The sequence below is a fragment of the Staphylococcus sp. FSL W8-0305 genome, from assembly GCF_037966415.1.
Taxonomy (GTDB): Bacteria; Bacillota; Bacilli; order Staphylococcales; family Staphylococcaceae; genus Staphylococcus; species Staphylococcus aureus.
This window is the reverse complement of sequence record NZ_CP150198.1, coordinates 2,019,698-2,032,896: the sequence shown is the minus strand read 5'-3', so window position 1 is coordinate 2,032,896 and position 13,199 is coordinate 2,019,698. Positions and strand designations below refer to the sequence as shown.

13 protein-coding genes are annotated in these 13,199 nt (G+C 33.1%); 4 read left to right on the top strand and 9 right to left on the bottom strand.

Annotated elements, in window-relative coordinates:
* Nucleotides 1-88: 88 nt before the first annotated feature.
* From NST10_RS09875 to rpmH, 9 genes are all read right to left on the bottom strand, one after another.
* Nucleotides 89-658, bottom strand: coding sequence for a helix-turn-helix transcriptional regulator (locus tag NST10_RS09875; protein WP_001054111.1), 570 nt, complete (start codon nt 656-658; stop codon nt 89-91).
* Nucleotides 659-910: 252 nt separating this feature from the next.
* Nucleotides 911-1,306, bottom strand: coding sequence for a DUF3147 family protein (locus tag NST10_RS09870; protein WP_000779134.1), 396 nt, complete (start codon nt 1,304-1,306; stop codon nt 911-913).
* A gap of 67 nt (nt 1,307-1,373) precedes the next feature.
* The gene (locus NST10_RS09865) at nt 1,374-1,727 is read right to left on the bottom strand and encodes a DUF3147 family protein (RefSeq protein ID WP_000491382.1); all 354 of its coding nucleotides are present in this window, start codon (nt 1,725-1,727) and stop codon (nt 1,374-1,376) included.
* Nucleotides 1,728-2,279: 552 nt separating this feature from the next.
* Entirely contained in the window at nt 2,280-3,119 is an 840-nt protein-coding gene (noc, locus tag NST10_RS09860; RefSeq protein WP_000742840.1) for a nucleoid occlusion protein, read from the bottom strand.
* 42 nt (nt 3,120-3,161) lie between these two features.
* Entirely contained in the window at nt 3,162-3,881 is a 720-nt protein-coding gene (gene rsmG, locus NST10_RS09855; RefSeq protein ID WP_000215590.1) for a 16S rRNA (guanine(527)-N(7))-methyltransferase RsmG, read from the bottom strand.
* Nucleotides 3,881-5,758: a tRNA uridine-5-carboxymethylaminomethyl(34) synthesis enzyme MnmG gene (gene mnmG / locus NST10_RS09850; RefSeq protein WP_000249657.1), complete on the bottom strand. Its 1,878-nt coding sequence runs from the start codon at nt 5,756-5,758 to the stop codon at nt 3,881-3,883. The genes rsmG and mnmG overlap by 1 nt, the downstream gene beginning before the upstream one ends.
* Nucleotides 5,759-5,824: 66 nt before the next feature.
* Nucleotides 5,825-7,204, bottom strand: coding sequence for a tRNA uridine-5-carboxymethylaminomethyl(34) synthesis GTPase MnmE (gene mnmE / locus NST10_RS09845; protein ID WP_000362509.1), 1,380 nt, complete (start codon nt 7,202-7,204; stop codon nt 5,825-5,827).
* Nucleotides 7,205-7,347: 143 nt separating this feature from the next.
* Nucleotides 7,348-7,701, bottom strand: coding sequence for a ribonuclease P protein component (rnpA, locus tag NST10_RS09840; RefSeq protein ID WP_001789343.1), 354 nt, complete (start codon nt 7,699-7,701; stop codon nt 7,348-7,350).
* Between the two features lie 120 nt (nt 7,702-7,821).
* Complete coding sequence (gene rpmH / locus NST10_RS09835; protein WP_000240855.1) at nt 7,822-7,959, bottom strand: 50S ribosomal protein L34; 138 nt, start codon at nt 7,957-7,959, stop codon at nt 7,822-7,824.
* 730 nt (nt 7,960-8,689) lie between these two features.
* Between rpmH and dnaA the strand changes: the two genes are divergently transcribed.
* The 4 genes from dnaA to recF all read left to right on the top strand — a co-directional run bounded on the left by dnaA (nt 8,690) and on the right by recF (nt 13,197).
* Entirely contained in the window at nt 8,690-10,051 is a 1,362-nt protein-coding gene (gene dnaA, locus NST10_RS09830) for a chromosomal replication initiator protein DnaA (RefSeq protein WP_001290430.1), read from the top strand.
* Between the two features lie 277 nt (nt 10,052-10,328).
* Nucleotides 10,329-11,462 carry a DNA polymerase III subunit beta gene (dnaN, locus tag NST10_RS09825; protein WP_000969811.1) on the top strand — a complete coding sequence of 378 codons (1,134 nt, stop codon included), beginning with the start codon at nt 10,329-10,331 and terminating at the stop codon, nt 11,460-11,462.
* A gap of 380 nt (nt 11,463-11,842) precedes the next feature.
* Nucleotides 11,843-12,088 (top strand): S4 domain-containing protein YaaA, encoded by a 246-nt coding sequence (yaaA, locus tag NST10_RS09820; protein ID WP_001789359.1) that lies wholly within the window; start codon nt 11,843-11,845, stop codon nt 12,086-12,088.
* Nucleotides 12,085-13,197 carry a DNA replication/repair protein RecF gene (gene recF, locus NST10_RS09815; protein ID WP_000775113.1) on the top strand — a complete coding sequence of 371 codons (1,113 nt, stop codon included), beginning with the start codon at nt 12,085-12,087 and terminating at the stop codon, nt 13,195-13,197. Before yaaA ends, recF begins: the two co-directional genes overlap by 4 nt.
* The last annotated feature ends 2 nt before the right edge of the window (nt 13,198-13,199 follow it).

Sequence of the window (13,199 nt, the reverse complement as noted above, 5' to 3'; positions counted from 1 at the left end):
TTGATTACCAACAAGGTTCTAAATCTTGTTGGTATTTTTTTATGCTATTTTAGATAATATAAATAATATGAGGCCATACCACGATGATTTATAAAAACTTATTTGCCAGATGCATACTAATCAAAGCTATAAGAATGATTGCACCAACAAATGCTATGAAAGAAAGTACACCTGTTTTTATATTTCTAGCTTTAGTCGTTTGTACTTCACTAGGATCTTTTCCATTCATAAAAGCAACAATTCGATCGTAGTTATCCATTTTATGCACTTTTTTAAAGTCTTCTATTTTCATAGATGCATAATAACCTATTCCATAAATGACTATCACCGTTATACCCCAAGCCCAATTCCAATAAACAACTAAAGGTCCTGTTAAAATTGCAGCTAGTGTCATGAAAATAAGCATCACATATGTCCATAAGTTAAGACTTCGTTGCGCTTTAATATCAGGTGCAAATGGAATGGTCCCTTTTACTAAATCATCTAAAGTTACATTGAACAAATCACACATCATTAATAAGTTATGTATGTCTGGTAAGCTTTTGTCATTTTCCCAATTAGAAATACTCTGCCTAGATACATATAACTTTTCAGCAAGATATTCTTGTGAATAACCATCTCGTTCCCGATACTTTTTAATTTGTTTACTCAGATTCAATTACATACGCCTCCATTCAATTAGTACAATCATTACAATCAGACTATCAGATAAAGTTAAATCAAGTCACCTATATGATTGACTAAATGTTTTGACATACTACAACATCAGGGTTCGAAGACTCCCTTAAGACAGACCTGTATGATTACGCGCTTGTAATTTTCTCAATGCCAACTTATTTATTAATGATGCAACTTTTCCATGCTATTCAATGCTTGCGAAGTTAGTCCTATTTAAGAGATTACGTTCACACTATTTACTATTCGATTTTCCAGCTTTCCAACTATGCTTTTCTAATCTTTTTTGTGCTATAAATTCTACCGCTTCAAAAATACATACTGCACTGATGAACCAGCTTAGGAAACCAACAATAATGCTAATCAACCACATGTGCGTCATATGTAACATCATCCATGTAACTAAAATACAAACTAATACCCCTGTCATACCAAACACTGCGCCACGACTTACATGCACAGCGACTTTATCACCATATTGCATACCTGTAATAAACATAGACACTAAAAATACTGCCGGAAACGTTGCAAATATACCGCCAAATTCTTTCCAAGGTAGTGTTACAGATACAATATAACTTAATAATACTGCAAATCCCCCCACAAAAAATTTCATTAATGTTAATTTCATGATGTTCTGCCTCCAATAATTTATTACTTAATAACTGAATACAACTAATTATCACGCATTTTCCAAACTATAAATGTCTAATACTGAATATTGCGAGGGAAATAACAAACCAACAAACAACTGTGAATATTGCGCCTTTCCGATAACCTTTATGCTTAATATAGAGAGATGTCAAAAATACAGTTAATATACAAGACAGAATACCGACAATTGCTCCAGTACTAAGATTCATCGACATCTCCACTAATTGCGTACCACGATGATCCAAAGCTAATGCGATAATAGCCGCAAGAAAGACTGCCGGCATAGTAGCTATAATACCTCCTAACTTACCACCTACCTTATCAGCAATAATTGAAGCTAATGCAACAGCGATACCACCAATGACAAAATGAAGAATTGCACTTCCAATTGAAAACATCTTCAACGTACCTTTCTATAATTAATTCAATACAAAACGTATCATTCACACAAAGTGTAAAACTTAAATTTTCTACTGTAAAGGCAACTCAAGCGATGTTCATAAAGCTTTCATGATACTTTCATAAACTAGCAATAAAGGGTTCAAATAAAGGTATATCCAGCTCAAATTAGGGAGTGGGACAGAAATGATATTTTCGCAAAATTTATTTCGTCGTCCCACCCCAACTCGCATTGCCTGTAGAATTTCATTTCGAAATTCTCTGTGTTGGGACCCACACCCTAACTCGCATTGCCTGTAGAATTTCTTTTCGAAATTCTCTGTGTTGGGGCCCCTGACTTTAATTGAAAAAAGCTTGTTACAAGCGCATTTTCGTTCAGTCAACTACCGCCAATATAACTTCGTAGAGCATAGAACATTGATTTATGTCCCAGCCTGATCAACATATAAATATAAATTTTTATGTTTCACGTAAAACAAAAAAAGACAAAGCTGTAATGATCTTAGCTTTGTCTTTTATGTGTTAGTCATCATGTATACGACATCCTACTACTAACGTTTATATATTCGAATTTTTATTTCATAATAATCTTCATGATCTTTGTCTTTATGCTCAACATGTAATCCTGTTTGTTGAATCGCTTGGATACTTTTGCCTACCTCATCTCGTGCTTGCGTGACATCTTGTTCAAAGCGAAGGTTTTGTGCTTTGACTTTTTCGGGCCCAGTTTTTTGGCGTACTCTATCTTCAGTCTGTTTCACATTTAGTTTTTGTGCAATGACTTGCTCAATCAACGCTTCTTGTTCGCTATCAGACAATGATAATACCGCTCTCGCATGGCGTTCAGTAATTTTACCTTCTCTTAAGCGAAGTAGTACTTTCGGCGCCAACTTCAATAAACGCAACTTATTTGCAATAAAGCTTTGACTTTTACCTAAACTTTTTGCCAATTCACTTTGCGTTGTATCACCAATTTCCAATAATTTCTTATAGGCTTCCGCTTCTTCAACAACAGACAAATTTTCTCTTTGAATATTCTCAATTAATGCCACAACAGCCGTCTCTTCATCATCCATATCACGAATAATAACGTCTGCTTGAGGTAAATTTAGTGATTGTATTGCTCTAAATCGGCGCTCTCCAGCAATAATTTCAAACATATCTTCTTCAATCGGTCTTACAACAATAGGCTGTAATAAACCATGTTCATGTATTGATTCAGCAAGTTCTTTAATTTTATTTGGTTCAAATACCTGTCTTGGTTGATAACGGTTGGGAACGATACGTTCAATTTGAATGGATTCAACATTACTATTGCGATTTTCTTCAATATGTCCAATGATGTCATCTTTGTTTTTCAAACCAAATAATTTTGAAAAAGGTTTTTTCATTATCCATTCGCTCCTTTTATGTTAGTTGTAAAGGATTATGCATTATTTTTCAAGTAAAGGAGTCTTATTAGGCGTCCCTGGTTTTCTTGGATACTTTTTCGGCGTCTGTCTTTTTTTATCAATAATGAACATCTGGCGCTCTCCAGCATCTTCTGGCAATTCAAAGGTATGTGTTTCTGTAACGTTACCACCTAACACACTAATTGCAAATTTTGCTTCTTCTAATTCTTCTTCACCTTTTGAAGATTTTAATGCAACAAACTGTCCACCTTTTTTAACTAGCGGTAAACACAATTCACTCAACACGGATAATCTAGCTACTGCTCTTGCAGTAACAACATCATAAGACTCCCTGTAGACACCCTTACCAAATGTTTCTGCTCTATCGTGTATAAAGCTGACATCCTGTAATTGTAATTCTGACGCTAAATAGTTTAAAAATTGAATACGCTTATTTAATGAATCAACAATCGTCACTTTTAACTGCGGAAACATTATTTTTAACGGAATACTTGGAAAACCAGCTCCAGCGCCTACATCACATATACTTATAGGCTGATTAAAATCAAAATAAAAACTAGGTGCAATGGAATCATAAAAATGTTTCAAATATACATCGTGTTCATCTGTAATACTTGTCAAATTCATCTTTTCATTCCATTCAACAAGTAAACGATAATATGTTTGAAACTGTTGTTTTTGAGTCTCAGTTAATTCAATATTATGTTCTTTTAATTGTTCTGCTAACCATTCTACAGTCATTAGTCACTCACCCTTTGGAGTTTACCTTGTTCTAAGTAAATCAATAATATAGATATGTCTGCTGGATTTACCCCTGATATTCTAGAAGCTTGTGCAATATTTAAAGGTTTTACTTCTGATAATTTTTCTCGCGCTTCAGTCGCCAAACTATCAATCTTACTATAATCTAAGTCTTCTGGAATTTTCTTCTCTTCCATACGTTTAACTTTCTCAACTTGTTGTAGTGATTTATTGATATAACCTTCATATTTTGTTTGTATTTCTACTTGTTCTTCAACATCTGCATTCAATTGATGTTCTTCTTCTAAAATTTCTAAAATTATATCGTAAGTCATTTCAGGTCTGCGTAATAAATCGATAGCTAAAATACCATCTTTTAAGCGAGAACCACCATGTTGTTCAATAATCGCTTGCGTATGTTCGTTTGGTTTAATACGAATATCTGATAAACGCTTAATTTCCGCATCAATTTGCTGACGTTTTTCATTAAAACGTGCATATCGTTCTTCAGAAATCATACCAAGTTCATATCCCATATCCGTCAATCTCAAATCAGCATTATCATGACGTAGTAACAAACGATATTCTGCACGTGATGTTAGTAAACGATAAGGTTCATTAGTACCTTTAGTTACAAGATCATCGATTAATACACCTATATATGCATCTGAACGACTTAATATCTTTTCGCCTGTGTTTAACACTTTACCTGCAGCGTTAATACCTGCCATCAATCCTTGTCCTGCTGCTTCTTCATAACCAGATGTACCATTAATTTGACCTGCAGTGTATAGGTTTTTAATCATTTTCGTTTCAAGTGTAGGCCATAACTGCGTTGGCACAATCGCATCATATTCAATTGCGTAGCCGGCACGCATCATATCTGCTTTTTCAAGACCTGGTATCGTCTCTAACATTTGACGTTGCACATGTTCAGGAAGACTTGTAGACAATCCTTGCACATATACTTCATTTGTATTACGACCTTCAGGCTCTAAGAAAAGTTGATGTCGCGGCTTATCATTAAATCGAACAAATTTATCTTCAATTGAAGGGCAATAACGTGGCCCGGTTCCTTTAATCATCCCTGAATACATTGCAGATAGATGTAAATTATCATCGATAACTTTGTGTGTTTCAGCATTAGTATACGTTAGCCAACATGGCAATTGATCTAATATATATTCTGTTGTTTCAAAGCTGAATGCACGACCCACATCGTCACCTGGTTGTATTTCAGTCTTCGAATAGTCAATTGTTTTTGAATTTACACGCGGTGGTGTACCTGTTTTAAAACGAACAATATCAAAACCAAGTTCTCTTAAATTGTCTGATAATGTGATTGATGGTAATTGGTGATTTGGTCCACTTGAATACTTCATATTACCTAAAATGATTTCACCACGTAAAAATGTTCCCGTTGTAATAATTACTGCTTTAGATAAATACTCTGTACCAATATTTGTACGTACACCTTTAACTTCATTATCTTCTATAATAAGTTCGTCTACCATACCTTGCATTATATGCAAATTTTCTTCATCTTCAATCACGCGTTTCATTTCTTGTTGATAAAGTACTTTATCTGCTTGCGCTCTTAGTGCTCTTACAGCAGGTCCTTTACCAGTATTTAACATTCTCATTTGAATGTGTGTTTTATCGATTGTTTTTGCCATTTGTCCACCTAAAGCATCAATTTCACGAACAACGATACCTTTAGCTGGTCCACCTACAGATGGGTTACATGGCATAAATGCAATATTATCTAAATTTATTGTTAGCATTAATGTTTTAGCACCACGTCTTGCAGATGCTAAACCTGCTTCTACACCTGCATGTCCCGCACCTATAACGATTACATCATATTCTTGAACCACAATATAAACCTCCTTATTTGATATCTTACTAGCCTTCTTAAGACGGTATTCCGTCTATTTCAATTACTATTTACCTAAGCAGAATTGACTGAATAACTGATCGATGAGTTCATCACTTGCAGTCTCACCAATAATTTCTCCTAATATTTCCCAAGTTCTAGTTAAATCGATTTGTACCATATCCATAGGCACACCAGATTCTGCTGCATCAATCGCATCTTGTATCGTTTGTCTTGCTTGTTTTAATAATGAAATATGTCTTGAATTAGAAACATAAGTCATATCTTGATTTTGTACTTCTCCACCAAAGAACAAATCTCGAATTTGTATTTCTAATTCATCAATACCTTCTTGTTTTAACATTGAAGTTTGAATTAATGGCGTATCGCCTATCATATCTTTAACTTCATTAATATCTATATTTTGCTCTAAATCCATTTTATTAACAATTACGATTACATCTTCATTTTTAACCACTTCATATAATGTGTAATCTTCTTGAGTCAATGCTTCGTTATTGTTTAATACAAATAAAATTAAGTCCGCTTGGCTAAGAGCCTTTCTAGAGCGTTCAACACCAATCTTCTCTACTATATCTTCTGTCTCACGTATACCAGCAGTATCAACTAATCTTAATGGCACGCCACGAACATTGACGTACTCTTCTAAGACATCTCTAGTCGTACCTGCTACCTCAGTTACAATCGCTTTATTATCTTGTATTAAATTATTTAACATCGATGATTTACCTACATTTGGTTTACCAACAATAACTGTAGATAAACCTTCACGCATAATTTTACCCTGCGCACCGGTATCTAATAAACGATTAATTTCCTGTTTGATTTCTTTAGACTGCTCTAAAAGAAATTCAGTAGTCGCATCTTCAACATCATCGTATTCAGGATAATCAATATTCACTTCCACTTGAGCGAGTATCTCTAATATAGATTGACGTTGTTTTTTGATTAAGTCACTTAGACGACCTTCAATTTGATTCATCGCAACTTTAGAAGCTCTATCTGTTTTCGAGCGAATAAAGTCCATAACTGCCTCAGCTTGAGATAAATCAATACGACCATTTAAAAAGGCACGTTTTGTAAATTCACCTGGTTCAGCCATTCTAGCGCCATATGTCATAGTAAGTTCCAGCACTCTATTAATCGTTAAAATACCACCATGACAATTAATTTCTATAATATCTTCGCGTGTAAATGTTTTTGGTGCTCTTAACACAGACACCATAACTTCTTCAACCACTTCTTTAGACTCTGGATCAATAATATGACCGTAATTAATCGTATGTGATGGAACATCATTTAAAAGATGTTTTCCTTTATATAATTTGTCAGCAATTTCAACGGCTTGCGGTCCAGACAATCGAACAATTCCAATTGCCCCTTCACCCATTGGTGTTGAAATACTCGTAATTGTATCTAAATCCATATTGCTACTCGCCTCCTTCAACGATGTGAATACATTTTAAAGTAAATTATTATAACTCTAAGGTAAGTCTTACGTTTGTCTGAGGTAAGACTCCGGGGTGTGTTGAGTGGTTAATGTTTTCCTCTCTTTCCCCTACCCTATCCTTACTTAATCTTTTTATTAAAAACTTTGGCAATTTTAAGTACGTGCTCAAGACTATTCTGTATTTGTAAAGTGGTCATATCTTTAGCTGGCTGTCTTGCTATTACAATAATATCTTTGGCCAATATATGCGACTTATGTACTTTGAAATTTTCACGTATTGCTCTTTTAATCTTGTTTCTTAACACTGCATTACCTAGTTTTTTAGAAACACTAATACCTAAGCGAAAATGGTCTATTTCTTTATTATTACAAGTGTATACAACAAATTGTCTGTTGGCTACAGAATGACCTTTTTTATATATTCTCTGAAAATCTGCATTCTTTTTAATTCGGTAAGCTTTTTCCAATAACATCACTCGCTTATTTATCGTTTTTATTTGAAGCTATATTTAAACTTCTATTGAGCTTATAACATAAATTTCTATTTATTCTTAATTTAAACGAAAAAAAAGATCACTGATGAGTCAGTGATCTTATGCAGATAAAACTTTACGGCCTTTACGACGACGGCGCGCTAAAACTTTACGGCCATTTTTTGTGCTCATGCGTTTTCTGAAACCATGAACTTTACTATGTTTACGTTTATTTGGTTGATAAGTACGTTTTACCATGCAAAACACCTCCATCTTTATACAGTTATCTAATATACCAGATTATGCAGACTCTGATCACTTTAATAGATAAGATTTTGCGTTTCTTAGATTAAAATTCTCGTATTAGCTCATTGATTATCTAGTCATAATTCAAGCAACTACTACAATATAACAAAATCCTTTTTATAACGCAAGTTCATTTTATACTACTGCTCAATTTTTTTACTTTTATCGATTAAAGATAGAAATACACGATGCGAGCAATCAAATTTCATAACATCACCATGAGTTTGATCCAAAGCATGAGTGTTTACAATGTTTGAATACCTTATACAGTTCTTATACATACTTTATAAATTATTTCCCAAGCTGTTTTGATACACACACTAACAGATACTCTATAGAAGGAAAAGTTATCCACTTATGAACACTTATACTTTTTAGAATTGTGGATAATTAGAAATTACACACAAAGTTATACTATTTTTAGCAACATATTCACAGGTATTTGACATATAGAGAACTGAAAAAGTATAATTGTGTGGATAAGTCGTCCAACTCATGATTTTATAAGGATTTATTTATTGATATTTACATAAAAATACTGTGCATAACTAATAAGCAGGATAAAGTTATCCACCGATTGTTATTAACTTGTGGATAATTATTAACATGGTGTGTTTAGAAGTTATCCACGGTTGTTATTTTTGTGTATAACTTAAAAATTTAAGAAAGATGGAGTAAATTTATGTCGGAAAAAGAAATTTGGGAAAAAGTGCTTGAAATTGCTCAAGAAAAATTATCAGCTGTAAGTTACTCAACTTTCCTAAAAGATACTGAGCTTTACACGATCAAAGATGGTGAAGCTATCGTATTATCGAGTATTCCTTTTAATGCAAATTGGTTAAATCAACAATATGCTGAAATTATCCAAGCAATCTTATTTGATGTTGTAGGCTATGAAGTAAAACCTCACTTTATTACTACTGAAGAATTAGCAAATTATAGTAATAATGAAACTGCTACTCCAAAAGAAGCAACAAAACCTTCTACTGAAACAACTGAGGATAATCATGTGCTTGGTAGAGAGCAATTCAATGCCCATAACACATTTGACACTTTTGTAATCGGACCTGGTAACCGCTTCCCACATGCAGCGAGTTTAGCTGTGGCCGAAGCACCAGCCAAAGCGTACAATCCATTATTTATCTATGGAGGTGTTGGTTTAGGAAAAACCCATTTAATGCATGCCATTGGTCATCATGTTTTAGATAATAATCCAGATGCCAAAGTGATTTACACATCAAGTGAAAAATTCACAAATGAATTTATTAAATCAATTCGTGATAACGAAGGTGAAGCTTTCAGAGAAAGATATCGTAATATCGACGTCTTATTAATCGATGATATTCAGTTCATACAAAATAAAGTACAAACACAAGAAGAATTTTTCTATACTTTTAATGAATTGCATCAGAATAACAAGCAAATAGTTATTTCGAGTGATCGACCGCCAAAGGAAATTGCACAATTAGAAGATCGATTACGTTCGCGCTTTGAATGGGGGCTAATTGTTGATATTACGCCACCAGATTATGAAACTCGAATGGCAATTTTGCAGAAGAAAATTGAAGAAGAAAAATTAGATATTCCACCAGAAGCTTTAAATTATATAGCAAATCAAATTCAATCTAATATTCGTGAATTAGAAGGTGCATTAACACGTTTACTTGCATATTCACAATTATTAGGAAAACCAATTACAACTGAATTAACTGCTGAAGCTTTAAAAGATATCATTCAAGCACCAAAATCTAAAAAGATTACCATCCAAGATATTCAAAAAATTGTAGGCCAGTACTATAATGTTAGAATTGAAGATTTCAGTGCAAAAAAACGTACAAAGTCAATTGCATATCCACGTCAAATAGCTATGTACTTGTCTAGAGAGCTTACAGATTTCTCATTACCTAAAATTGGTGAAGAATTTGGTGGGCGTGATCATACGACCGTCATTCATGCTCATGAAAAAATATCTAAAGATTTAAAAGAAGATCCTATTTTTAAACAAGAAGTAGAGAATCTTGAAAAAGAAATAAGAAATGTATAAGTAGGAAACTTTGGGAAATGTAATCTGTTATATAACAGTACTAATAATAACAATCATTTTTTACATTTCTATATGCTAATGTGGCAAGATGAGCAAAACTCATTTTGTGGATAATGTTTAAAAGTCATACACGCCATACACAAGTTATCAACATGTGTATAACTTCGCCAAATCTATGTTTTTAAGACTTATCCACCAATCCACAGCACCTACTACTATTACTAAGAACTTAAAACCTATATAATTATATATAAACGACTGGAAGGAGTTTTAATTAATGATGGAATTCACTATTAAAAGAGATTATTTTATTACACAATTAAATGACACATTAAAAGCTATTTCACCAAGAACAACATTACCTATATTAACTGGTATCAAAATCGATGCAAAAGAACATGAAGTTATATTAACTGGTTCAGACTCTGAAATTTCAATAGAAATCACTATTCCTAAAACTGTAGATGGCGAAGATATTGTCAATATTTCAGAAACAGGCTCAGTAGTACTTCCTGGACGATTCTTTGTTGATATTATAAAAAAATTACCTGGTAAAGATGTTAAATTATCTACAAATGAACAATTCCAGACATTAATTACATCAGGTCATTCTGAATTTAATTTAAGTGGCTTAGATCCAGATCAATATCCTTTATTACCTCAAGTTTCTAGAGATGACGCAATTCAATTGTCGGTAAAAGTGCTTAAAAACGTAATTGCACAAACGAATTTTGCAGTGTCCACCTCAGAAACACGCCCAGTACTAACTGGTGTGAACTGGCTTATACAAGAAAATGAATTAATATGCACAGCGACTGACTCACACCGCTTGGCTGTAAGAAAGTTGCAGTTAGAAGATGTTTCTGAAAACAAAAATGTCATCATTCCAGGTAAGGCTTTAGCTGAATTAAATAAAATTATGTCTGACAATGAAGAAGACATTGATATCTTCTTTGCTTCAAACCAAGTTTTATTTAAAGTTGGAAATGTGAACTTTATTTCTCGATTATTAGAAGGACATTATCCTGATACAACACGTTTATTCCCTGAAAACTATGAAATTAAATTAAGTATAGACAATGGGGAGTTTTATCATGCGATTGATCGTGCATCTTTATTAGCACGTGAAGGTGGTAATAACGTTATTAAATTAAGTACAGGTGATGACGTTGTTGAATTGTCTTCTACATCACCAGAAATTGGTACTGTAAAAGAAGAAGTTGATGCAAACGATGTTGAAGGTGGTAGCCTGAAAATTTCATTCAACTCTAAATATATGATGGATGCTTTAAAAGCAATCGATAATGATGAGGTTGAAGTTGAATTCTTCGGTACAATGAAACCATTTATTCTAAAACCAAAAGGTGACGACTCGGTAACGCAATTAATTTTACCAATCAGAACTTACTAAAAATAAATATAAATAAAGGATGACGTGATTAATTAAAACGTCATCCTTTATTTTTTGGCAAAAATAATTCTAGATTCGTATGTAAAATAAATTTGACAGCATTTTAAACAGCAAATAAAAGACGCCAATTAAATTTATGACAAATGTATCCAGAATTTAATAAGTGTGCTTATATGCCCTTTAAATTCAAAATTTTAATAGTCAATAACAAGTTGAATATAAAAGTTAAACGCCGTTAAATAGCGTTAAAAAATTGAAAATGACAGTATTGCCAAAAAATAAGAATTAATTATTTATATGTAAACGGTTTCCACCTCTATTTTAAATGAAATTTGTGACAAAAAAAGGTATAATATATTAATGACATACAAAGAAATGGAGTGATTATTTTGGTTCAAGAAGTTGTAGTAGAAGGAGACATTAATTTAGGTCAATTTCTAAAAACAGAAGGGATTATTGAATCTGGTGGTCAAGCAAAATGGTTCTTGCAAGACGTTGAAGTATTAATTAATGGAGTGCGTGAAACACGTCGCGGTAAAAAGTTAGAACATCAAGATCGTATAGATATCCCAGAATTACCTGAAGATGCTGGTTCTTTCTTAATCATTCATCAAGGTGAACAATGAAGTTAAATACACTCCAATTAGAAAATTATCGTAACTATGATGAGGTTACGTTGAAATGTCATCCTGACGTGAATATCCTCATTGGAGAAAATGCACAAGGAAAGACAAATTTACTTGAATCAATTTATACCTTAGCTTTAGCAAAAAGTCATAGAACGAGTAATGATAAGGAACTCATACGTTTTAATGCTGATTATGCTAAAATAGAAGGTGAGCTTAGTTATAGACACGGCACGATGCCATTAACAATGTTTATAACTAAAAAAGGTAAACAAGTCAAAGTGAATCACTTAGAGCAAAGTCGTCTAACTCAATATATTGGACACCTCAATGTGGTTCTATTTGCGCCAGAAGATTTGAATATTGTAAAAGGCTCTCCTCAAATAAGACGACGCTTTATAGATATGGAGTTGGGCCAAATTTCTGCTGTTTACTTAAATGATTTAGCTCAATACCAACGTATTTTAAAGCAAAAGAATAATTACTTAAAGCAGTTACAATTAGGCCAAAAAAAGGACTTAACAATGTTGGAAGTATTAAATCAACAGTTTGCTGAATATGCAATGAAAGTAACTGATAAACGTGCACATTTTATTCAAGAGCTAGAGTCGTTAGCTAAACCGATTCATGCTGGTATCACAAATGATAAAGAAGCGTTGTCGCTGAATTATTTACCTAGTCTTAAATTTGATTATGCTCAAAATGAAGCGGCACGACTTGAAGAAATTATGTCTATTCTTAGCGATAATATGCAAAGAGAAAAAGAACGAGGCATTAGCTTATTCGGACCACATCGAGATGATATAAGTTTTGATGTGAATGGCATGGATGCTCAAACATATGGTTCTCAAGGACAGCAACGTACAACGGCTTTGTCCATTAAATTAGCTGAAATTGAGTTAATGAATATCGAAGTTGGGGAATATCCCATCTTATTATTAGACGATGTACTCAGTGAATTAGATGATTCGCGTCAAACGCATTTATTAAGTACGATTCAGCATAAAGTACAAACATTTGTCACTACGACATCTGTAGATGGTATTGATCATGAAATCATGAATAACGCTAAATTGTATCGTATTAATCAAGGTGAAATTATAAAGTAACA

Bases quoted from the DNA above. Each gene is read 5' to 3' on its own strand.
- NST10_RS09870 (WP_000779134.1), bottom strand. From the start codon at position 1,306: ATGAAATTAACATTAATGAAATTTTTTGTGGGGGGATTTGCAGTATTA.
- rsmG (WP_000215590.1), bottom strand. From the start codon at position 3,881: ATGACTGTAGAATGGTTAGCAGAACAATTAAAAGAACATAATATTGAA.
- noc (WP_000742840.1), bottom strand. From the start codon at position 3,119: ATGAAAAAACCTTTTTCAAAATTATTTGGTTTGAAAAACAAAGATGAC.
- mnmE (WP_000362509.1), bottom strand. From the start codon at position 7,204: ATGGATTTAGATACAATTACGAGTATTTCAACACCAATGGGTGAAGGG.
- NST10_RS09865 (WP_000491382.1), bottom strand. From the start codon at position 1,727: ATGTTTTCAATTGGAAGTGCAATTCTTCATTTTGTCATTGGTGGTATC.
- recF (WP_000775113.1), top strand. From the start codon at position 12,085: ATGAAGTTAAATACACTCCAATTAGAAAATTATCGTAACTATGATGAG.
- dnaA (WP_001290430.1), top strand. From the start codon at position 8,690: ATGTCGGAAAAAGAAATTTGGGAAAAAGTGCTTGAAATTGCTCAAGAA.
- rnpA (WP_001789343.1), bottom strand. From the start codon at position 7,701: ATGTTATTGGAAAAAGCTTACCGAATTAAAAAGAATGCAGATTTTCAG.
- dnaN (WP_000969811.1), top strand. From the start codon at position 10,329: ATGATGGAATTCACTATTAAAAGAGATTATTTTATTACACAATTAAAT.
- rpmH (WP_000240855.1), bottom strand. From the start codon at position 7,959: ATGGTAAAACGTACTTATCAACCAAATAAACGTAAACATAGTAAAGTT.